Annotated in this window: 20 protein-coding genes and 1 tRNA gene; 15 read left to right on the top strand and 6 right to left on the bottom strand. The window is 30.8% G+C overall.

Features of this window, described 5'->3' with window-relative positions:
* The first annotated feature begins 59 nt into the window (after positions 1–59).
* On the top strand, positions 60–926 hold the full coding sequence (locus WNY60_RS07135; protein WP_145005034.1) for an OmpA family protein: 867 nt from the start codon (positions 60–62) through the stop codon (positions 924–926).
* Here WNY60_RS07135 and WNY60_RS07130 read toward each other — a convergent pair whose 3' ends face one another.
* Positions 927–1,370 (bottom strand): GNAT family N-acetyltransferase, encoded by a 444-nt coding sequence (locus WNY60_RS07130; protein ID WP_145005031.1) that lies wholly within the window; start codon positions 1,368–1,370, stop codon positions 927–929.
* A gap of 73 nt (positions 1,371–1,443) precedes the next feature.
* The gene (gene rpiB / locus WNY60_RS07125; RefSeq protein ID WP_145005028.1) at positions 1,444–1,878 is read right to left on the bottom strand and encodes a ribose 5-phosphate isomerase B; all 435 of its coding nucleotides are present in this window, start codon (positions 1,876–1,878) and stop codon (positions 1,444–1,446) included.
* A 703-nt stretch (positions 1,879–2,581) separates the two neighbouring features.
* On the opposite strand from rpiB, the gene WNY60_RS07120 reads away from it, so the two are divergent.
* From WNY60_RS07120 to WNY60_RS07095, 6 genes are all read left to right on the top strand, one after another.
* Positions 2,582–4,825 (top strand): RNB domain-containing ribonuclease, encoded by a 2,244-nt coding sequence (locus WNY60_RS07120; protein ID WP_342861966.1) that lies wholly within the window; start codon positions 2,582–2,584, stop codon positions 4,823–4,825.
* A 156-nt stretch (positions 4,826–4,981) separates the two neighbouring features.
* On the top strand, positions 4,982–5,284 hold the full coding sequence (locus tag WNY60_RS07115; protein WP_145005022.1) for a heavy metal-binding domain-containing protein: 303 nt from the start codon (positions 4,982–4,984) through the stop codon (positions 5,282–5,284).
* 111 nt (positions 5,285–5,395) lie between these two features.
* Positions 5,396–6,073: a head GIN domain-containing protein gene (locus tag WNY60_RS07110; protein WP_342861965.1), complete on the top strand. Its 678-nt coding sequence runs from the start codon at positions 5,396–5,398 to the stop codon at positions 6,071–6,073.
* 122 nt (positions 6,074–6,195) lie between these two features.
* Positions 6,196–6,873 (top strand): LysE family transporter, encoded by a 678-nt coding sequence (locus WNY60_RS07105; RefSeq protein ID WP_145005016.1) that lies wholly within the window; start codon positions 6,196–6,198, stop codon positions 6,871–6,873.
* Positions 6,874–6,967: 94 nt separating this feature from the next.
* Positions 6,968–7,399: a hypothetical protein gene (locus tag WNY60_RS07100; RefSeq protein WP_186439225.1), complete on the top strand. Its 432-nt coding sequence runs from the start codon at positions 6,968–6,970 to the stop codon at positions 7,397–7,399.
* Between the two features lies 1 nt (position 7,400).
* The gene (locus WNY60_RS07095; protein WP_339807467.1) at positions 7,401–7,751 is read left to right on the top strand and encodes a ribose-5-phosphate isomerase; all 351 of its coding nucleotides are present in this window, start codon (positions 7,401–7,403) and stop codon (positions 7,749–7,751) included.
* A gap of 184 nt (positions 7,752–7,935) precedes the next feature.
* Here the strand turns inward: WNY60_RS07095 and WNY60_RS07090 are convergent.
* Together WNY60_RS07090 and folB are read right to left on the bottom strand one after the other, a co-directional pair.
* Positions 7,936–8,006, bottom strand: a tRNA-Cys gene (locus WNY60_RS07090).
* A gap of 50 nt (positions 8,007–8,056) precedes the next feature.
* Entirely contained in the window at positions 8,057–8,419 is a 363-nt protein-coding gene (folB, locus tag WNY60_RS07085; RefSeq protein ID WP_028282533.1) for a dihydroneopterin aldolase, read from the bottom strand.
* A gap of 154 nt (positions 8,420–8,573) precedes the next feature.
* On the opposite strand from folB, the gene WNY60_RS07080 reads away from it, so the two are divergent.
* From WNY60_RS07080 to WNY60_RS07065, 4 genes are all read left to right on the top strand, one after another.
* Positions 8,574–10,583: a glutamine--tRNA ligase/YqeY domain fusion protein gene (locus tag WNY60_RS07080; protein ID WP_342861964.1), complete on the top strand. Its 2,010-nt coding sequence runs from the start codon at positions 8,574–8,576 to the stop codon at positions 10,581–10,583.
* 50 nt (positions 10,584–10,633) lie between these two features.
* Positions 10,634–11,974 (top strand): TPM domain-containing protein, encoded by a 1,341-nt coding sequence (locus tag WNY60_RS07075; RefSeq protein WP_342861963.1) that lies wholly within the window; start codon positions 10,634–10,636, stop codon positions 11,972–11,974.
* A gap of 89 nt (positions 11,975–12,063) precedes the next feature.
* Positions 12,064–13,221: a GNAT family N-acetyltransferase gene (locus WNY60_RS07070; protein WP_342861962.1), complete on the top strand. Its 1,158-nt coding sequence runs from the start codon at positions 12,064–12,066 to the stop codon at positions 13,219–13,221.
* 85 nt (positions 13,222–13,306) lie between these two features.
* Complete coding sequence (locus WNY60_RS07065; protein ID WP_145004998.1) at positions 13,307–13,516, top strand: hypothetical protein; 210 nt, start codon at positions 13,307–13,309, stop codon at positions 13,514–13,516.
* A gap of 46 nt (positions 13,517–13,562) precedes the next feature.
* Here the strand turns inward: WNY60_RS07065 and WNY60_RS07060 are convergent, their stop codons facing one another.
* Positions 13,563–14,483 (bottom strand): SPFH domain-containing protein, encoded by a 921-nt coding sequence (locus WNY60_RS07060; RefSeq protein ID WP_145004995.1) that lies wholly within the window; start codon positions 14,481–14,483, stop codon positions 13,563–13,565.
* Between the two features lie 77 nt (positions 14,484–14,560).
* On the opposite strand from WNY60_RS07060, the gene WNY60_RS07055 reads away from it, so the two are divergent.
* Positions 14,561–15,244: a hypothetical protein gene (locus WNY60_RS07055; RefSeq protein ID WP_145004992.1), complete on the top strand. Its 684-nt coding sequence runs from the start codon at positions 14,561–14,563 to the stop codon at positions 15,242–15,244.
* Positions 15,245–15,302: 58 nt separating this feature from the next.
* Here the strand turns inward: WNY60_RS07055 and gltX are convergent, their stop codons facing one another.
* Entirely contained in the window at positions 15,303–16,811 is a 1,509-nt protein-coding gene (gene gltX / locus WNY60_RS07050) for a glutamate--tRNA ligase (protein WP_342861961.1), read from the bottom strand.
* Positions 16,812–16,996: 185 nt separating this feature from the next.
* Here gltX and WNY60_RS07045 point away from each other — a divergent pair, with 185 nt between their 5' ends.
* From WNY60_RS07045 to mnmG, 3 genes are all read left to right on the top strand, one after another.
* The gene (locus WNY60_RS07045) at positions 16,997–20,458 is read left to right on the top strand and encodes a hypothetical protein (protein WP_342861960.1); all 3,462 of its coding nucleotides are present in this window, start codon (positions 16,997–16,999) and stop codon (positions 20,456–20,458) included.
* Positions 20,451–20,867 carry an rRNA maturation RNase YbeY gene (gene ybeY, locus WNY60_RS07040; RefSeq protein ID WP_342861959.1) on the top strand — a complete coding sequence of 139 codons (417 nt, stop codon included), beginning with the start codon at positions 20,451–20,453 and terminating at the stop codon, positions 20,865–20,867. Before WNY60_RS07045 ends, ybeY begins: the two co-directional genes overlap by 8 nt.
* A 112-nt stretch (positions 20,868–20,979) precedes the next feature.
* On the top strand, positions 20,980–22,851 hold the full coding sequence (gene mnmG / locus WNY60_RS07035; RefSeq protein ID WP_342861958.1) for a tRNA uridine-5-carboxymethylaminomethyl(34) synthesis enzyme MnmG: 1,872 nt from the start codon (positions 20,980–20,982) through the stop codon (positions 22,849–22,851).
* The last annotated feature ends 66 nt before the right edge of the window (positions 22,852–22,917 follow it).

Here is a 22,917-nt window from a genome sequence, read left to right as displayed (position 1 = left end):
ATAAGCTAACACATTTTAACATATTAAATTTTTGGTATATTTAATGCTAGTTTATAATCATGAAGCATTTATTTTTATTAATATTATTAAGCACAACATTAGGTTTTTCGCAAAGCGAATTAACACATGATGTGTATTTTAATACAGACGAATACGACGTTCCTTTAACTGAAGAAAACCGTATTTTACTATTTATTTCTAACTTAGATACCATAGCAATTCAAAAAATATCTATCTATGGTTTTACCGATGATAGAGGCTCTAATGACTATAATTTAGAGTTATCACAAAACAGAGCAAATACAATTAAAGAGTTGTTTTCCGGTTACGGAATTGACGAAAATTTAATTACCAATGTAAACGGAAAAGGTGAAATACTACTAAAAGTTTTAAACGAAGAAGAAGTCCACCAAATAAGAGGTTTAAACCGTAAGGTAGAAATTATTGTTACGCCAAAACTTCCCGAAAAAAAGACCATTACTAAACCTGAAGAAGTCACTGAAAATGATACAGATGATAGTAAAAAAACTACAGATGACATAGCTAAAGGCACCATAAAAAAAGGCGATAAAATAACGCTAGATAAAATTTATTTTAAAACCAGTTATAGTTACGTAACTTCAGAGTCTAAAAAAACTTTAGAAGATTTAGCTAAAATTTTAGTCGCTAAAAAAAACATCTATTTTACCATACAAGGTCATGTATGTTGCACGCAAATGAGTCGTGATGCGGTAGATAAAAAAACCAAAAAACGCAATCTATCTGTAGCCAGAGCTAAATATATTTATGATTATTTAGCTAGAAAAGGCGTTGATAAAAAACGAATGAAATACGTAGGAATGCGTCGTAAATTTCCACTTGGTGGAGCTCCAGAACTAGACAGACGTGTGGAAATTTTAGTAACTTATGTAGGTAAAGAAGATTAATTAATCTTTAATCATCGCTACGTGTGGTATACCATCTTCTAGGTACTCCTCACCTATTTCAAAAAATTCTAAACTGTTATAAAAACGTTTTAAATAACACTGCGCAGAAATCTTAATTTTAGTTTCGTTATAATATGCTGCAATAGCTTCTATTGAGGCTTTCATTATAGCAACACCATATTTATGTTGGCGCTCATTATGGGCAACCACTACTCTACCAATACTAGAAAATTCAAAATAATCACCTGGTTTAAAAACACGTGTGTAAGCCACTACTTTTTTGTTTTTAAAACCTATAATATGTAGTGCTTTTTGATCTTTACCATCAATATCCTGATACACACAATCTTGTTCGACCACAAAAACTTCACTTCGTAATTGTAAAATATCATACAACTCTTGTATTGTTAATTGGTCAAAAGTTTTAGTTTGTATGTCTAACATAATAGTAAATAATTAAAGTAAAGTAATAAATTAGACTACAACCTTAATAAGCTTGCAGTCTAATATAGGGTTATTAACAATTAACTGGTATTTTATCGACACGGTTTTGATGACGACCACCTTCAAACTTAGTTTCTAAAAATGTGTCTACCATAGCTATAGCTTGTTGTATAGCTGTATAACGTGCAGGAATACAAATAATATTAGCATCATTGTGTTGTCTTGTTAGCTCTGTAATTTCTTTAGTCCAGCATATACCAGCTCTAACTTTTTGGTGTTTATTAGCAGTCATAGCTACACCATTGGCACTACCGCAAATTAAAATTCCAAAATCTACAGTATTGTTTGCTACATCATTTGCAACAGGATGTACAAAATCTGGATAATCTACGCTGTCTGTTTGGTCAGTACCATAGTTATTAACAGTGTAACCTTTTGCTTCTAAATGTTTGAGGATAGCAAACTTATAGTCTGTGCCTGCATGATCGTTACCAATTGATATTTTCATAGTAGTAGTTGTGTTATTGTTTATTAGATTTCAAAGTTAATAATTGATTACAAGTATTAATAAGTAATAGGTATTAACTTATTCATAAAAATTAAATTCGTAATTATTTAAAAATCAATCACTATTATTAAATTGTTAACTACTTAGGATTAAGTATTAATTACTTGTTAATATCTTGTGATTGTTTTTTAAAACTTTTGTTAGGATTATCCAGTTAATTTTACAAACCAAAATTGGTTATTAACAACCAAAAAAGTTAGCCTTTTTTTTTTGCATACTTATCATTAAAAAAATTACAGATACCAACATCAATTTTTAAAATACTTATCAAAAATCTGTTGTCAACAGTCGTTATTAACAGTTGTTAATAACATAAGTATTTACTTTAAAACCAAATACTTTAGATAGCTAATAACTTGTTAATAGACTCTATTATTACACAAATCAAATCAAAATCTAAAAAAGTTATACCGCTATTAACAAGCTATAATAATCACTATTTTTTTTTTAAAATTTAAAAGAAAATAAATGATATATAGTATATATGTGAATAACTCTAAATTCAAGATTTAATATTAGTTTAATATCCATTAAATTATAATAACGTAGCTTTGTATAAACTTAATAACCAATCTTCTCCTTGTATTAAGTTATAAATAACAGAATTTCAAGTATCTTAGAGATTCAATAGATTACAAATTAAATGACAAAAAAAAAACACAGGAAACCTTCAAATAATAAGATTTCCAACCTTACAAATACAATCTTAAGTATTTTAAAAAAAGAAAGAAACCAAAGCTTTAACTATAAGCAAATAGCAGCTAAAATAGGAGTTAATGATGCTAGTAGTCGTAATCAGATTATTAAAAAATTAGCGCAACTTAAAGCTAAAGAGGAGATTATAGAAACAGATCGTGGAAAATTTAAAGCAGTTGTTAACACTGAGTATCATACTGGTATTTTTGATGCAGCTCAACGTGGTAACGGTTACGTTATTTGCGATGCTTTTGAGAACGATATTTATATAGCTTCTAACAATGTTAATAAAGCCCTAAATGGTGACGAAGTAGAATTATACGTTTATAAACGAAGAAAACAAGGTAAGCTTGAAGGCGAAATTACCAATATTATCAAACGTGCTAAAACTGAGTATGTTGGTATTATACAAATACACGAAAAGAAAAACTTTGCTTTTGTTGTTGTAGATGGTAATAAAATGAAAACTGACATTTTTGTGCCAATTAATAAAACTTTAAAAGCCCAAGATGGCGATAAAGTTGTGGTTACAATGGAGGATTGGCCAGACAAAGCAGATTCTCCTAATGGTCGTGTGATTAAAGTTTTAGGTAAAGCAGGTGAGCATAATACAGAAATACATTCTATACTAGCAGAATATGGTTTACCATACGAGTTTCCAACCGAAGTAGAGGATTATGCAAATTCTATTGACTTAAATATTACTGCAGAAGAAATAGCAAAACGTCGTGATATGCGTAAAGATTTAACCTTTACCATAGATCCAAAAGATGCAAAAGATTTTGATGATGCGTTATCATTTACAGTTTTAGATAATGGTTTATATGAAATAGGAATTCATATTGCAGATGTATCACACTACCTTAAGGAAAATACTGTTTTAGATGACGAAGCCTATGAGCGTGCAACTTCAGTATACTTAGTAGATAGAGTAGTACCTATGTTACCAGAAATTTTATCTAATGGTGCTTGTTCATTACGTCCTCATGAAGAGAAATATACGTTTTCAGCAGTATTTAAAATTAATGATAAAGCCGAAATTAAAGACCAATGGTTTGGTCGTACAGTAACGTATAGTGATGCTCGTTTTGCTTATGAAGAAGCACAGGCAATCATTGAAAATAATATTACTTTTAACAAATCCGAAATCATTTCTAACCCAGAAAAAATAGATACAACCATTCCAAATGAAGTATCATTAACTGGTAAACAGTATAATACAACTCCAGAAATAGCACAAGCGGTTTTAAAATTAGACGAACTAGCTAAAAAAATGCGTAATAAACGTATGCAATCAGGAGCTATTAGTTTTGATAAAGTAGAAGTTAAATTCTCTTTGGATCAAGATGCAAATCCTATTGGTGTTCACTTTAAAACTAGTAAAGATGCTAACAAGTTAATAGAAGAATTTATGCTTCTGGCTAACAAAAAAGTATCAGAGTTTGTTTCTAAAATGAAACCAGAAAAAACTTTTGTTTATCGTGTTCATGACGAGCCAGATGAAAGTAAACTAGCTGCTTTACAAGGCGTAGTTGCTAAGTTTGGTCATAAACTAAACTTTAAAAGTAAAGCCGGAATTGCATCATCTTTAAACCAGTTATTAACAGATGTTCAAGGTAAAAAAGAACAAAATTTGGTAGATACTTTAGCAATTAGAACCATGTCTAAAGCTGAGTATACCACTAAAAATATAGGACATTACGGATTGGCTTTTGGCGATTATTCTCACTTTACCTCACCAATTAGACGTTATCCAGATGTCATGGCACATAGATTGTTACAACGTTATTTAGATGGCGAAAAAAGTGCTAATCAAGAGGAATATGAAGAGAAGTGTAAACATTCTAGTAACATGGAATATTTAGCAACTAAAGCAGAACGTGACTCGATTAAATACATGCAAATTAGATTTATGCAAGACCATCAAGACGAGGAATTTGTTGGTGTAATTTCTGGTGTAACCGATTGGGGAATTTATGTAGAGATTATCTCTAATAAATGTGAAGGTATGGTTAGAATTAGAGATATTAATGACGATCATTATGATTTTGATCAAGAGCAATTTGCATTAGTTGGACGTAATACTAAAAAAGTATATCAACTTGGAGATGAGGTGATTGTTAAAGTAAAACAAGCGGATTTAGTAAAACGTCATCTTGACTTTAACTTAATTGGTAAGCACGAAGGTTAATAGTAACTAACCTTTTTTTGAACCTCAAAAAAATTTAAAAAAATGTATCAATTAACTTTAAGTTTTTGATACATTTTTTTTTAGCCAGTATATAGTTTTCGTTATTAACAGTAACTTTTTATTACATTTAACTACTAATATATAAAACCAATAACCATGATATTAACAACAACAAATTCTATTGAAGGATTTAGAATAATTGAATACAAAGGGATTATAACAGGAACCTCTTTTGAGACTAAAACAAAATTTTCTTTTAAGACCGAAAAAAATAAAGAGTTAACAACAGACGTTATAAATGAAGCAAAGGAGCATGCTTTTCAAGAGTTACAAACCAATGCAAGTAATTTAAATGCAAATGCAGTAGTTGGCATAAATGTTGATTTTGAAACCGTAAATGGCTCTTATTTTTTTGTTTCAGTAACAGGAACAGCAGTAAGCGTAGCGCCTCAAAAATAAATACTTAGTCTTTTTATTTTTTTAGTGTGGTTATAAATAAAAACTAATATTACTAAAAGTGTAACACTTGCAAAAAAGAAGCCTCTTTATTAAAACAAAACCTTTTTTACAATGAAAAATTTATTAGTTACAGTTTTCTTTTTAGCAACAACTTTAATTTTTGCTCAAAATCCAAAAAACAAAAATGTTGGTGATTTTAACGAAGTTAAAGTCTTTGACTTAATTAAAGTAAGTCTTGTAAAATCTGACGAAAATAAAGTTATGATTACTGGAGAGGATGTAGATGATGTAGAGATTATAATTAAAAACAATACTTTAAAAGTACGCATGAAATTTGACCGTAGTTTTGATGGTACCAAAACGTTTGTAGCTGTACATTATACAGATTTAAAGGTCATAGATGCTAATGAAGGAGCCATAGTTGTTGGTAACGAGTTAATAACTCAGGACAGCATAGAGCTTCGTGCACAAGAAGGTGCTTCTATAATTGTTGGGTTAGACGTTAATACAGTTAATGTAAGGGCTGTTTCTGGAGGTATTGTAGAAACTAGAGGTAAAGCCAACACCCAAGATATTACGCTTAATACAGGAGGTATTTATGAAGGTCGTGATTTTGAAACAAAAAATACAACAGTAAAAGTTAGAGCAGCTGGTGAAGCAGAGGTTAATGCAAGCGATTCTGTAGATGCACGTATTACAGCAGGTGGAACCATTGATATTTATGGAGATCCACAAATAGTAACTAAAAAGCACACGTTTGGAGGTTCTATCTCTGTAAAAAATGATTAAATAACTTGACTCGGTTTATAATAAGGCTTCAAATTTAATTTGAAGCTTTTTTTATTTGTAGCTATAGTACTATGTGTTAATTAAATATTTTCTTTACTTTGTAATAAACACAATTAAAATCAATGTTTGACGATATACTTGCAGCTATCCCTTTTGGTATAATACTTTCTTTTACCGTAGGACCTGTATTTTTTGTATTGTTAGAAACTAGTGCTACTAAAGGGGTAAGAAGTGCATTAATATTTGATGCTGGTGTAATTTTAGCCGATATTTTATTTATTGTAGTTGCCTTTTTTAGTACTGAAAGGTTACTGGGTAAAATTGAAAATGACCCTAATTTTATAATATTTGGTGGTGTATTATTGGTGTTTTATGGCATAATTTCGTTTGTTAAAACATCGCGCTCGTTTAGATCTATTGTTAAAGAATACCATAAAGTAGAATTTAAAAAAGGCTACGGTAAATTATTTGTCAAAGGATTTTTACTTAACTTTATTAACATTGGTGTCTTATTAGGTTGGCTAGGTTTTATAGTTTTGGCAAGTAAAATTACAACTTCGCATAACGGAGTAATTGTTTTTGTTACAACCATGTTGGTTGCCTATTTTGTAACAGATCTAGTAAAAATTATTGCAGCTAAAAGACTTAAAAATAAATTAACGCCACGTCTTATTTTTAAAACTAAAAAAATTATTGCTTTAGTTATTTTAGGATTTGGTATTTTGCTGTTAGCACAAGGTTTTTTTCCAGAAGAAAAAGAAAAAATTAAAGAAAAGCTTGAGCAAATTAATCCATTATAATTTCAATTATTTGAAAACCTTTCCACTTAAAAAATTTAGTTTACCACTTCGCATTTGTATTTCAATAATACTTTTAGGTAGCTTATTTAAAATTATGCATTGGCCAAATGCTTATCAACTAATGACTATTGGTATTAAAGGTATTTTGATAGTATATCCAATTAGATTTTTCTTTAAACAAGACAAAGTAACCATGGATTATATTAAAGTTGTTATGATTGTTTTATGGTGTTTAAATTTTCTTCTTGGATTTAATCAGGTATTTAGTTTTGGAGGTCTTTTAATACTGTTTGGTTGGTGGTTATTAATAGATAGCGCTAATTATTTTAATAACAATCGACTTGTCCTTTCCTATATTGCACAAAAAGTATATTACGGTTTTGTAGCTATTAGTATTGGTAGTATTGCTTTTGGCTCAATTTTTAAAATTCAACATTGGCCTTACGCAAATATCTTATTTACTTTAGGTGTTGTTTTGGCTGCTATTATATTGATTGTAGATTATTTTGTAAGACGCAAAAAATAAGATGTCTAAAACGCAATATCATATATACGTTGTGGAATTATCTAAAAAAATATTTACTCAAAATACAAAGTTTAGAGTTGCCAATCCACAGTTTAATGGTGTACTAGAATGTTTGTATGTTGGCATGACAAGCAAAACACCTAAAGAACGTTTTTTACAACATAAAACAGGTTACATTAATAAAAAAGGACACAAGTTATCGTCAAATATTGTCCAGAAGTATGGCATGTATTTACGACCTAGTTTATACAACCATATTGGTCCAATTGCAACTAGAGCAGAAGCTTTAAAAATGGAAGAAGCATTAGCTTTAGACTTACGTCGAAAGAAATATGCGGTGTGGTTTAATTAAAATTTTTATTGTGAGGCACGAAGCAATCTTTTCATAATTTTCAATCATAATTAGAAAAAATAAATGTTTTATCTAAGTTTTATACTTACATGATTGTTATTGTGTAACCTGCTTTTAATCATTTAAAATTCATATAAAAAAAAGACATAAAAAAAAGCGCTACTTATAAAGTAACGCTTTCTTGAGGTGTCGAGCGGATTCGAACCGCTGTAGATGGTGTTGCAGACCACTGCCTAGCCACTCGGCCACGACACCCTTAATAGGACAGCAAATATAAAAATAATTACCGTTTTACCCTATTTCTGTTAGTTTTTTCTTTTTTCTGTTAATTCTACTGTAACCATCTGTACATCACCACCAATTGGAGGATTTATTTTACTTACAGCAACCGTTGCAATAGTAATTAAGGTATCTTCTTTAAAAATACGATCTAAAATACGCTTAGCAACATGCTCTAAAAGTGCACTTGGTGTCGCCATTTCTTCAACTACAACTTTGTTTAAAAATACGTAATCTACTGTATCTTCTAATTTATCAGATGTTGTACTTTTTTGTAAATCTGCTTTCACTTTTAAATTTACTAAATAGTCGCTTCCAATAGCAGTTTCTTCTTTTAAACAACCATGATATGCAGTAACACGTATATTTTCAACTTTAATTATTCCCATTTTCTTTAAATTTTGAGCAAAAGTACCTAAAATAGTAGTTTACTAAATTTTTAAAGTGTGGTTAAATTCATTTCAACTAAAAAATAACTAATTTTACAGCTTATTATTAAGTTGATATAATAGCAATAATCAATTACAATAAAGCAAAACACGTATGTCTGAAGATAAAAAGTCACTCAATTTTTTAGAGCAAATTATAGAAGAAGATTTAACCAATGGTTTAGATCAAAGTAAACTACGTTTTAGATTTCCGCCAGAACCAAATGGGTATTTACATATTGGTCATACTAAAGCAATTGGTATTAGTTTTGGTTTAGGCGAAAAATATAATGCACCAGTTAACCTTAGGTTTGATGATACTAATCCAGCAAAAGAAGAGCAGGAGTATGTAGATGCTATTAAAGAGGATATCTCTTGGTTAGGCTATAAATGGGCAAACGAGGTATACTCGTCAGACTATTTTCAAATTCTATTTGATTGGGCTGTACAATTAATAAAAGATGGTAAAGCGTATGTGGATTCTCAATCTTCTGTCGCTATGGCAGAACAAAAAGGGACACCAACACAACCAGGAGTTGATGGACCATTTAGAAATAGAACTGTAGCAGAAAACTTAGACCTTTTTATGCGCATGAAAAATGGCGAGTTTAATGAAGGCGAACATATTTTACGTGCTAAAATAGACATGCAGCATCCTAACATGTTAATGCGTGATCCATTAATGTATCGTATTTTAAAGAAAGCACACCATAGGACAGGAGACGATTGGTGTATTTATCCAATGTATGACTGGACGCATGGAGAAAGTGACTATATCGAGCAAATTTCACATAGTTTATGCTCACTAGAGTTTAAGCCTCACAGAGAGCTTTACGACTGGTTTAAGGAGCAAGTGTATGATTATTCTAAATCAGAGTATCCAATGCAACCTAAACAACGTGAGTTTGCACGTTTAAACCTTAGTTATACTATCATGAGTAAACGTAAGTTGCTTAAGTTAGTAGAAGAAGGTATTGTAAACGGTTGGGATGATCCACGTATGCCTACAATTTCAGGACTACGTCGTCGTGGTTTTACACCAACAGCTATCAGAAAATTTGTAGAAACTGTTGGAGTCGCTAAACGTGATAATATTATTGATGTTGCACTTTTAGAGTTTTGTATACGTGAGGATTTAAACAAAAAAGCACCACGTGTAATGGCTGTTTTAGACCCTTTAAAAGTGGTTATTACAAATTATCCTGAAGATAAAGAGGAATGGTTAGAAGCCGAAAATAACCAAGAAGATGATGCAGCAGGTTTTAGAAAAGTACCTTTTTCTAGAGAAATCTATATTGAAAAAGAAGATTTTAAAGAGGAAGCTAGTAGTAAGTTTTTTAGACTAAAACTAGGCGGAGAAGTGCGTCTTAAAAACGCTTATATCATTAAAGCAGATAGTGTTGTTAAAGATGCTAATGGAAATATAACAGAAGTAAATTGTACATACTCTGAAGACACAGAACGTCGTATTAAAGGGACTTTACATTGGGTAAGTATTAAGCATGCAGTTAAAGCTGAGGTTAGAGAATACGATAGATTATTTTTAGACGAAGCACCAGATAGTCACGAGGATAAAGATTTTATGGAGTTTATTAATCCAAACTCTTTAAAAATTATAGACGCTTTTGTGGAGCCTAGTTTAAAAGAAGCTAAGGTAGGAGAGCAGTTTCAGTTTCAACGTTTAGGATATTTTAATGTGGATAACGACTCTAAAGCAGACGCTTTAGTATTTAATAAAACTGTTGGTTTACGTGATAGTTGGGCAAAACAAAAACCAGCTACTAATGCGCAAAATAACCAACAAAAACAAACGCAACAAAACAATCGTCCAGCTATAGAGCAAATAAAATCATACGGTAAAAAGTATGATAGGATGAAGCCAGAACAACAAGATAAGGCTAAAGCCGAAATACAAGCACTAGCTAAGGACGTTGCCTATCAAGATTTAGAGCCACTTTTTGGTACAGCAGTTAAAAAAGTAGGAACTCGTGTTATTACTATGATAACCTTGGGTGTTTTACTAGATAATGGTTTAGATAAAAACGAAGCGATAACCGACTTTATTAACAAAGCGTTGGAAGACAAAAGCGAGCTGTTAGTAAACGAAGCAAAAGCGCTTAACTAATAATTTAAAAACCTATCAAATGTAAAAGTTTGATAGGTTATTTTTTTATATTGAAACAACTAAAAATAGTACTATTTTTTCTTATTGTTTGTATTAATAATACAAACGCACAAGACTATCCTGTTATTAGTGACATGGTAACAGATAATGCCTATATTTTTAGTAATAATGAAGCCCAACTTTTAAGAGATAAATTAACTGCTTTTGAAGCCAGAACAACACATGAAATTGTCGTACTAACCATACCAGATTTGGATGGTGAAAATATTGAGTATTATGCGTATTCTGTATTTAATCAAGAAGGTAATAACTTTGGTAAAGTAGATGTTGACAATGGTATTTTAATTTTAATAGCTGTTAATGACAAGAAGGTTAGGATAGAAGTAGGAGATGGTTTAGAGCCTATTATTACAGACGCTTTTGCATCAAGAGTTATTAGACATAGGATAACACCACTTTTTAAACAAGGTCGTTTTTTTGAAGGTATTGATGATGCAACCTCAGAGCTTATTAAATTAATTGATGATCCAATTTATGCCAACGAGTTTTCTAATTTTATAAATAAAGAAGCAGTATCAACAAACGATAAGTCTACAGATGGTGTACATTTTATAACTAAATTAATTGTATCAAGTTTTTTATTATTTGTCTTTTTTTGGATTACTATGTATGCTTATTATAGGTTAGTAATTAAACAAAGTTTTAAAACATTTAAACTTAAAAAATTATACAATACTCATAAGACTAAGTTTTTGATGTATGCTGCTATAGCATTACTAATTATTGATAGTTTTTATGTTTTTTTTCTGAAACTATTTTTTGGAATATTAATAACTGGCTTTTTATCCATATTTGTATTTATAGGTTATTTTGTGTTATTAAAATTAGCTTTTACTAGAGCAATACTTATTTTTAAAAGTCTTTTTACAGGACAATTAGGTGTAGTTATTTATCTGTTTTATATACCAGCAACAGTATTTTTGTTTGTTGCAGGATTTATATTTGGTTCAATGCCAATTGTAATGGGTTTCTTTTTTTTGCTTGATATTGTTTTTAATAAAAATATCAACAGTGTAATGGCTAACGTAGATATTATTTATGTCTTAGGTGGTTTTATATCTGTTATTATACTGTTTCATTTTATAGCAATATATTTTGCTATCTATCAAATTAAAGGAGAATATAATAAGTCGTTTGGATTTGCTTTTTTTAAACGCGATGCCAAATTATCTGCTACATTAAATCCAGGTTCTGCTAGAGGGTATTCTTCATCAGGTACCTCAAGTTACTCGTCTTCATCGTATTCTTCGTCAAGGTCATCATCTTCAAGCAGTAGTTATTCTGGTGGAGGAGGACGATCCTCTGGAGGAGGTGCAAGTGGTAGTTGGTAATACTTTAGGAGACTTTTACAGCTTGTATTTTGTAAAGTTTTATATTAATATAGACCAATTAATTAGTTATTAGTCTTTTATTTATACTCGTGATTCACTTTAAAATTTATAAATCGGTTATAGATCTCCCTGATTATTGGGATGCTTTACCGACTAATGATTTGTTTTTAAAAACTCCTTTTTTAAAAGCCTTAGAGCACTCTTGTCCAAAAAATATTAGTACTAATTATATTGGCATTTTTAAGGATAATAATTTGGTAGGAATAGCAATTATACAACGCGTGCAGTTATATCTTGATGATGTCTTTAGAAATCCTACAGATAATGTCTTAAAACGTCTTACAAAAGCTTTAATAGCTACTGTAGTTAGAGGTAATACTTTAATTGTTGGTAATTTGATGCATACTGGTCAACATGGTCTGTATTTTAATACTAAAATGATTTCTCAAACCCTGTTTTTGGATACTATTTTTAAAGTTATTGACGCGTTATCATTTCAAATTAAAAAGGAAGACAAAAAACGTGTTAGGATAATATGTTTTAAAGACTATTTTGAAAACGATAACATCCATCAAAATCAACATTTATTTACTAAAAACAAGTTATATAAATTACAAGTCCAGCCTAATATGGTTTTAGATATAATACCAAGTTGGAGTAGTAGTCAAGATTACGTTTTAGCATTAAGTAAAAAGTACAGAAGTCGTTACAAATCTGCTTTAAAAAAAGCAACTAATATTATTAAAAAGGAATTAGATTTAAATGAAATAAATTTAGCATCCGAAGCTATATATAAGTTATATAAAAACGTTTCGGATAATGCTAAGGTTAATTCTTTTGTGTTGGATAAAAGGCATTTTTTCAACTTAAAAAAAGAATTAGATCAAGATTTTAGGCTGTTTGGGTATTATCTAAATGATCAATTAATAGGGTTTTATACCTTAATTTTAAACAATAACCAGTTAGAAACTTACTTTTTAGGTTATAATCCGGATTTTCAATACAAGTACCAATTGTATTTAAATATGTTGTACGATATGTTAGATTTTGCAATTACAAATGGGTATAAAAAGGTGGTTTATGCTAGAACTGCAATGGAGATTAAAAGCTCAGTTGGTGCTAAGCCTAATGCTATGAGTATATATATTAAGCATACTGACAATTTAATTTTAAATCCAACTTTAAAGTATATTGTAAACACATTAAATCCTACTTCAAAATGGGAGGAAAGACATCCATTTAAATAAGACTTTAGTAAATCTTTAGCATTATATTTTTTGTTTTGAAACGCCTTTACATTAATTTAGGTAAATAACTTAAAATCATACAGCTATGAATACGTCTCAAGAACTATTAACAAAAATATCTCAAAAAACAATTGAAATTAAAGAACATTATCCAGAGCTTCAAAAGTATCTAGATGAAACCAGGATTACCTTACCACATGGTGATAATAGTGATGCTAAAGTGGATACGGAATCATTACAAAATTATTTAAATAGTTTAAATGAAATGGTTGATAAATATAAATCTAACTCATAAAAAAAGCCTCACATTTTGTGAGGCTTTTTTAGTATAAACTAAAGGATTAGTTTTCCTTTTTCTTTGCGTTTTTCATCGCTTCTCCAATTTGATTACTTGCTGTAAAACTTGCAACCATATCGTTTAGCATTGTACTACCTGCTTGAGGTGAGTTTGGTAATAATATTAAGTTACTGTTAGTCTCACTACCAATAGCTTGTAATGTATCATAATGTTGTGTAACTACAATTAAAGCAGATGCTTCTTGACTATTAATACCAACACGATTTAATACATCTACAGACTCTTCTAGACCTCTAGCAATCTCACGTCTTTGGTCTGCAATACCTTGACCTTGTAAACGCTTGCTTTCAGCTTCAGCTTTAGCTTTTTCAACTATTAAGATACGTGCAGCATCTCCTTCAAATTGCGCAGCAGTTTTTTCTCTGTCTGCAGCATTAATACGGTTCATTGCAGCTTTTACTTGAGCATCTGGATCTATATCTGTTACTAAGGTTTTAATAATGTCAAAACCATAATCTGACATGGCATCATTTAATTCAGTTTTTACTGCAATTGCAATATCATCTTTTCTAACAAAAACATCATCTAATTTCATTTTAGGTACTTCGGCACGTACCACATCAAACACATAACTTGTAATTTGTTCATGCGGATAATCTAATTTGTAAAAAGCATCATAAACTTTTTGACTAATTACACGATATTGTACAGATACTTTAAGACGTACAAATACATCATCTAAGGTTTTAGTTTCAATAATGACATCTAATTGTTGGATTTTTAAGCTTAATCTACCTGCTATTTTATCTACTACAGGAATCTTTAGATGTAATCCTGATTGGCGTATGCTATGGAATTTACCAAAACGCTCTACAATAACAGCTGTTTGTTGTTTTACAACAAAAAATGAGGATAAAAAGACAAATAGTACAAGGACTATTAGGATAATAAGTGTTGGATTCATGAAAAATGGATTTTAATGGTTATACTACTATGGTTACTAAATTAAGTTATATTTGCGGACAAACCCCTTAATTTACTATGAAAAAAATTCAATTCATCTTATTAGTAGCACTTACTATAGGTTTTGTTACAAAAAACTTTGGTCAACATACAAGTTATAAAATTAAAAACGGATTTTCTTTGGGAGGAGGAATCACTCAATTTGATATCATTACAGACAATTTTGAGACTAAAAAAGGAGACGGTTGGATTGCTAACATGACTGCTACAGTGGATATACCTCAAAAATGGTTTAATGTTAGTTACGGTATGCAATTGTCTGAAAACACGATTAGTACAACTGGATTTGATTTAGCATCTACTTTATTAGCACAAGATGTGGAGTATAAAATTTTTACTGCTCAAGTACAATTTTTATGGCATGCTAAACCTTTTAGAAGCTCTCATTTTACTATAGATTTTGGTCCTATGTTACAATATAATAGTGATTTAGAGTTAAGTGATGACCAACAAGAAGACTTTATATTAGCAGATTTTGATACCGTTCAGGCTAAAGCAGTAAAGGATTTAAATAACTTTAATGTTAATGGTACTGTTGGTGCAACTTTAGGTATTGGCTTTTTTAAATTAAGAGCCCAATACATTTATGGGTTTACTAATATTTTAGGTGCTTTAAATGACTCAGATTTTAATCAAGCATTAGGTAGAGATTTTAAAGGAAACCAAAGCATGTTTGCCTTTACAGGAATGTTAACTTTTTAGGTTTTATACTACATAAAAGACATTAAAAAAGCCATCTAATTTAGATGGCTTTTTTGTTTTATATACTTTTAATAAGTTGTTCTATGCGTTTGATACTTTCGTTTTTACCAATCATATACATAATATCAAAAACATCTGGTCCTTGTAAGGCACCAACTAAAGCCAAACGTAAAGGCATCATTACTTTACCAAAACCGATGTCATTTGAAGTAATCCATCCTTTTATATCTTTTTGAAGGGTTTCCACTTCAAAATCTTCAATGTTAGATACAATAGCTAAAACATCTGTCATTGTAGCCTTAGTATCCTCTTTAAAGGCTTTTTTAGAAGCTTTTTCATCATAACTTTCTGGAGCAACAAAAAAGTAACTGCTTAAATCCCAAAAGTCATTAACAAATGTGGCACGTTCTTTAATTAATCCAACAACTAATGCTATATAATTTACATCAATTGCCTCTAATTGTTTGTGGTTTTTTTGAAAAGCTTCTGCTAAATCGTCGTTAGATTGCTCTTGCATGTAATGGTGATTAAACCATTTAATTTTATCTGGATCAAAACGTGCTCCTGCTTTATTTACTCTGCTTAAATCAAAAGCAGCAACTAATTCTTCTAACTCAAAAATCTCTTGTTCTGTACCAGGATTCCAACCTAAAAAAGCTAAAAAGTTAATAACTGCCTCTGCAAAGTAGCCTTCTTCTTTATAACCAGTAGCGCTATCACCAAATTCTGGATTCCACGCTAAAGGAAACACTGGAAAGCCTAATTTGTCTCCATCACGCTTACTTAATTTACCTTTTCCTGTTGGTTTTAATATTAAAGGTAAGTGTGCAAATTCCGGTTGTTCCCAACCAAAAGCTTGGTATAATTGAAAGTGTAGTGCTAAACTTGGTAACCATTCTTCACCTCGTATAACATGCGTAATTTCCATTAAATGGTCATCTACAATATTTGCTAAGTGGTACGTAGGCATACCATCGCTTTTAAATAATACTTTATCATCTAAAACGTTAGTATCTATTTTAATATCACCACGAATAATATCTTTTAAATGTAGTGTTTGATCTTGTGGACTTTTAAATCTAATAACGTAATCGTCTCCAGCATCTAATTTAGCTTTAACTTGCGTTTCTGTAAGAGCTAACGAGTTGCTTAAATTTAAGCGATTATGCCAATTATAAATAAACGTTTTACCATTAGACTCGTCTTGAGTTCTATGAAAATCTAATTCCTCTGACGTATCAAAAGCATAGTAAGCATTTCCGCTAGCAATTAATTGGTCAGCATATTGTTTATATAAAGCTTTACGTTCACTTTGTCTGTAAGGTCCAAATTTTTCGTTTTTACCTGGTCCTTCATCAAAAGGGATATTACACCAATTTAATGCGTCCACAATGTATTGCTCTGCACCTTCTACATAACGATTTTGATCTGTATCCTCAATACGTAATACAAAAGTTCCGTTATGTTTTTTGGCAAATAAATAGTTAAAAAGAGCTGTACGTACACCTCCAATATGTAAAGGTCCTGTTGGACTTGGTGCAAAACGCACTCTGACTTGTTTTGACATCTTGTTTTGTTTGAGTTTGCAAAGATAGAATAGAGTAGTAGAAACAGCAAAAAAATAAGGATAAAGAACAGCTTTATACACAGGCTTTTTTTCCGCGAAAGCGTATACCTTTAACAATAACTTATAATCCTAAATATTTAGGTGTAAAAATAAAAATGTATTTTAGTCAGTTAAATAGCAATTACTTGAATAATTTTTATACTATACAGACCAAATTAGAGCAATTTATTAGGAAATATTATACTAATGAGTTGATTAAAGGTGCGCTATTATTTTTTAGTATTGGCTTGCTGTATTTTATTTTTACACTGTTAATCGAACATTTTTTATGGCTAAGTCCAACCGCTAGAACCGTTTTGTTTTGGATGTTTATAGTTGTCGAATTAACCCTGTTTATTAGATTTATTGTCCTACCATTAGCTAGATTATTTAAACTTAAAAAAGGTATTGATTATAAAAAAGCATCTTCAATTATTGGTAATCATTTTCCAGAAGTTAACGATAAGTTATTTAATGTTTTACAGTTAAAGGAAGCTGGTAGTCAATCGGAATTATTATTGGCAAGTATTGATCAAAAATCAGAAGAATTAAGCCCAATACCGTTTAAGTTAGCAGTTAATTTTAAACAAAACATAAAATATTTAAAATATGCAGCTATACCTATTTTAATATTTGTAATTGCTGCTATTTTTGGTAAGTTAAATTGGTTTAGCGATAGCTACAAAAGGGTTGTTAATTATCAAACTGCTTATGAGCCTCCTGCTCCTTTTACTTTTTTTGTGTTAAATGAAAACTTACAAACTACTCAAAATAAAGAATTTAGGTTGTTAGCAACAACGCAAGGCGACGTAGTACCTGATAATGTTAAAATTACTTACAATAACGAAACTTATTATTTGCAACAACGTCAATCCGGAACTTTTGAATACGTTTTTGAACAACCCAATACAGACATAACTTTTAATTTTACTGCTAATGGTGTTACTAGTAAACCATACACTTTAAAAGTTGTAGAAGTACCTACATTGGTTGGGTTTGATATGCATTTGGAGTATCCAAACTATACCAATAAACGTAACGAAACTTTAAAAGGTATTGGTAATGCAATTGTACCACAAGGAACCAAAATTACATGGCAGCTTAAAACTAAAGCGACAGAAAAGGTCGATTTAATAAGTACAGATACTCTTGTTTTTTCTAGCATAAAATCTGGTTATTTTGAGATCTCAAAAAAGGTATATGCTAATTTTGATTACAATATTAGCACCAGTAATAAGTCAATTAAAAATTACGAAAACTTAGCTTACGGTATTACTATTATCAAAGATCAATATCCTGATTTAAAGTTAGAAGTTAAGGTAGATAGTTTGGATAATCAAACCCTGTATTTTAAAGGACAAGTAAGTGATGATTATGGATTAAGTAAACTACAATTGGTGTATTATCCAAAGGATAATCCAGCTGGTAAAAAAACGCTAAACATTCCAGTCGCAAAATCTAATTTTGATCAATTTATAAGCAGCTTTCCTAATAACTTATCAGTAGATGCAGGTGTGTCTTACGATTTGTATTTTGAGGTATTTGATAACGACGCTGTTAATAGTATTAAAAGTACTAAAAGTTCTGTGTTTAATTTTAGAAAACGTACACAGGATGAGGAAGAAGAAAAGCAATTACAAGAGCAAAATCAAACCGTTAAGGATTTAAATAAGTCTTTAGAAAAATTTGACAAACAGCAAAAGGAATTACAAGAGTTATCTAAAACGCAAAAAGAAAAAGCGGAATTAAACTTTAATGATAAGAAAAAATTTGAAAACTTTTTAAAACGTCAGAAAGAACAAGAACAAATGATGAAGCAATTCAACAAAAAGTTGAAGGATAATTTAGACGAATTTCAAAAAGATAAAAAGGAAGACGATCAGTTTAAGGAAGATTTAAAACAACGCCTTAAAGATAATGAAGAGCAACTTAAGCAGGATGAAAAATTGCTTGAAGAATTAGAAAAACTAAAAGACAAATTTAGTAAAGAGCAATTTACAAAAAAGTTGGACAATCTTGCTAAAAAGGCTAAAAGTCAAAAACGAAGTTTAGAACAATTGGTAGAGCTTACTAAACGTTATTATGTGACCAAAAAAATGGAGAAAATTAGTGACGAGCTTGATAAATTGGCAAAAGAACAAGACAAATTAGCTAATAGTAAAGAGGAAGAAAACACTAGTGACAAACAAGACGAGATCAATAAAAAATTTGAAGATTTACAAAAACAATTAGAGGATTTAGAAAAGGATAATCAAGATTTAAAAAATCCAATGGATGTACCTCGAGACAAAAATAACGAGGAAAACATTAAGGAAGAGCAGCAAGAGGCAAGTGACCAGTTACAAGAAAAAGAAGCTGCTAATGATGAGAAACAAAAAAAAGATAAACAACAGTCAGCAAAACAAAAGCAAAAAAGTGCAGCTCAAAAAATGAAAAAAATGAGCCAAAGTATGCAGATGCAAATGGCTGGTGCTGCGCAAGAGCAGCTAGAGGAAGATATTGCTATGTTACGTCAGATCTTGGATAATTTGGTGATTTTTTCTATGGATGAAGAAGCTTTGATGAAACAATTTAAAAGCATAGAAATTAATCATAATGAGTATGCGACTTACCTTAAAAAACAAAAAGAACTTCGTACACATTTTGAGCATGTTGATGATAGTCTTTTTGCTATATCATTAAGACAGCCTAAGTTTTCTGAAGATATAAATAGAGAGATTAACGAAGTATATTATAATATAGATATGGCTTTAGACGAGTTTTCTGAAAATAAGATTTATCAAGGTGTATCGTCACAACAATATGTAGTTACTTCTGCCAATAATTTGGCTGATTTTTTAAGTGGTGCTTTAGATAATATGCAAAACCAAATGGGTATGCCATCCCCAGGACAAGGTGAAGGAGGTATGCCAATGCCAGATATTATTATTAGTCAAGAAGAGTTAGCTAAAAAAATGGGTGAAGCCATGAAAAAAGGTAAAGAAGGCAAAAAGGGAGAAGAAGGTGATAAAGGTGAATCAGGTGAAAACGGAAAAGCTGGCGAAAGTGGGAAGGATGGAAAAGACGGTAAATCAGGAGAGAATGGCGATGGAGAAGGACAAGGTGAAGGTAAGGGTGAAGGTGGTAAACCAGGAGAAAATGGTCAAGGTCAAAGTGGAAGTCAACAAGGTGATAATGGATTAAATGAAGAAGGTAATGCTGAATTATTTAAAATTTATCAAGAACAGCAAATGTTGCGTCAAGCTTTAGAAGAGCGCTTGGATAAAGAAGGTTTAGGCGAAAGTAGAGAAGCAAAGCAATTATTAAAAGACATGGAGCAGGTTGAGGTGGATTTAATTAACAAAGGTTTTACTAATCAAACGCTTAGTAAAATGAACAATATTCAGCATCAGTTATTAAAACTCGAAAATGCAGTATTACAACAAGGTCAAGAACAAAAGCGACAATCTGAAACTAATACAACAGAGTTTAAAAATACAACTAACAACCAAATAGATAAGGCTAAACAATATTTTAATACAACTGAGATATTGAATAAGCAAACCTTACCTTTGCAGCAAATTTATAAGCAAAAAGCACAACAGTATTTTAAACAACAAAATGATTAGTTTTAATAACGAAACCGATTTTAAGCTCCAAGATGAAGCGAAAATCTCTAAATGGATATCTTCTATTATTTTAAAAGAAAACTGCAAGGAGGACGAGATAAACTACGTGTTTTGTGATGACGAGTATCTACATAAATTGAATGTAGAATTTCTACAACATGATACATTAACCGATGTTATTAGTTTTGATTATTCTGTAGGAAAAACACTACAAGGTGATGTTTTTATTTCTGTAGAACGTGTTGCGGATAATGCGAAAGATTTTGATGTTTCATTTGAAGCAGAATTACATCGTGTGATAATTCATGGTATTTTACATTATTGTGGATATAAAGATAAGACTGAAGCTGATGCTAGCTTAATGCGTACTAAAGAAAACGAAGCATTAGCGTTATTAAAAGCAATGTAATTGTTTGTTGTATATTTGCACGCTTTTAAAAGTAAAATAATAAAAACGTTCCACGTGGAACAATCAATATAAGGATACTGGGTTTTGCTTGGTATTAATTCAAATTAAAATTATGTTTAACGAAGTATATGATGTAATTGTAGTTGGAGCTGGTCATGCAGGAAGTGAAGCAGCAGCATCTGCAGCTAATATGGGAAGCAAGACTTTGCTAATTACCATGAATTTACAAAACATTGCTCAAATGTCTTGTAATCCAGCAATGGGTGGAATTGCTAAAGGACAAATTGTAAGAGAGATTGATGCGCTTGGAGGTTACTCTGGTATTGTAAGTGACACCTCTGCTATTCAATTTAAAATGCTAAACAAATCTAAAGGACCTGCAATGTGGAGTCCAAGGGTCCAAAGTGACAGAATGCGTTTTGCTGAAGATTGGCGTTTAATTTTAGAGCAAACTAAAAACCTTGATTTTTATCAAGAAATGGTTTCTGGTCTAATTGTGGAAAATGGAAAAGTTACAGGTGTGACAACTTCACTTGGAGTTAAGATAAAAGCTAAAAGTGTTGTCTTAACAAATGGTACTTTTTTAAATGGTTTAATCCATATTGGAGATAAAAATTTTGGTGGAGGTAGAGCAGGAGAGAGAGCTGCAACTGGAATTACTGAGCAGTTAGTTAATTTGGGTTTTGAATCTGGTAGAATGAAAACCGGAACACCACCAAGAGTGGATGGTCGATCTTTGGATTTTTCTAAAATGGTCGAGCAACCTGGAGATGTTAATCCAGAAAAATTTTCATATTTAGACACTACAAAACCATTAACACATCAACGTTCTTGTCACATGTCTTATACAAGTGAAAAGGTTCATGATTTATTGCGCGAAGGGTTTGATCGATCGCCAATGTTTAATGGTCGAATTAAAAGTTTAGGACCTAGATATTGTCCTTCTATAGAAGATAAAATTAATCGTTTTGCAGACAAAAATAGACATCAATTATTTGTGGAACCTGAAGGTTGGAATACTTGCGAATATTATATAAATGGCTTCTCAACTTCGCTTCCAGAAGATGTTCAATTTAAAGCATTACGTTCTGTAGTCGGTTTTGAAAATGTTAAGTTTTTTAGACCAGGTTATGCTATAGAATATGATTATTTTCCACCAACACAATTAAAGCATACTTTAGAAACTAAGTTAGTAGATGGCTTATATTTTGCTGGTCAAATTAATGGTACAACAGGTTATGAAGAAGCAGCTTCTCAAGGTTTAATGGCAGGTATTAATGCAGCTTTAAAAGTGCAAGAACGCGATCCTTTTATACTACAAAGAGATGAAGCTTATATAGGTGTTTTGGTTGATGATTTAATAACCAAAGGAACTGAAGAGCCATACAGAATGTTTACTTCTAGAGCGGAATATAGAACGTTGTTGCGTCAAGATAATGCAGATATAAGATTAACACCAAAAGGTTTTGATTTAGGTTTAGCTAGCGAAAAACGTTTAAGAAGAATGGAGGAGAAGCATGATGCAGCTGAAAAATTTGTACAATTTTTTAGAGACACAAGTGTTACGCCAGACGAAATTAATCCTGTGTTAGAAGCTAAAGATTCTGCTGCAATTAGACAGCAAGATAAGATGTTTAAAATGTTTGCTAGACCAAATATTGGTATTGAAGATATGAAGCAAATTGAATCTGTTTCAGGTTATATTAATGATCATAATTTGGATGGTGAGGTTATTGAACAAGCCGAAATTCAAGTGAAATATTCAGGCTATATTGCAAAAGAAAAGAATAATGCAGATAAGCTTACGCGTCTAGAAAATATAAAAATTCCACCTAATTTTGACTATTCAAAACTTCAGTCTATGAGTTTTGAAGCAAGAGAAAAACTAAAAAAAATACAGCCTGTAACCATTTCTCAAGCATCAAGAATTAGTGGTGTCTCGCCATCAGATATTTCTGTTTTGTTGGTGTATATGGGTAGATAAATTGGATAAAAAAAACAGAACGTTCCACGTGGAACGTTCTGTTTTTTATTTATTGATGGGTAATAT

The sequence above is a fragment of the Olleya sp. AS48 genome, from assembly GCF_038900355.1.
Classification (GTDB): domain Bacteria; phylum Bacteroidota; class Bacteroidia; order Flavobacteriales; family Flavobacteriaceae; genus Olleya.
This window is presented reverse-complemented; position numbering and strand designations above follow the sequence as displayed.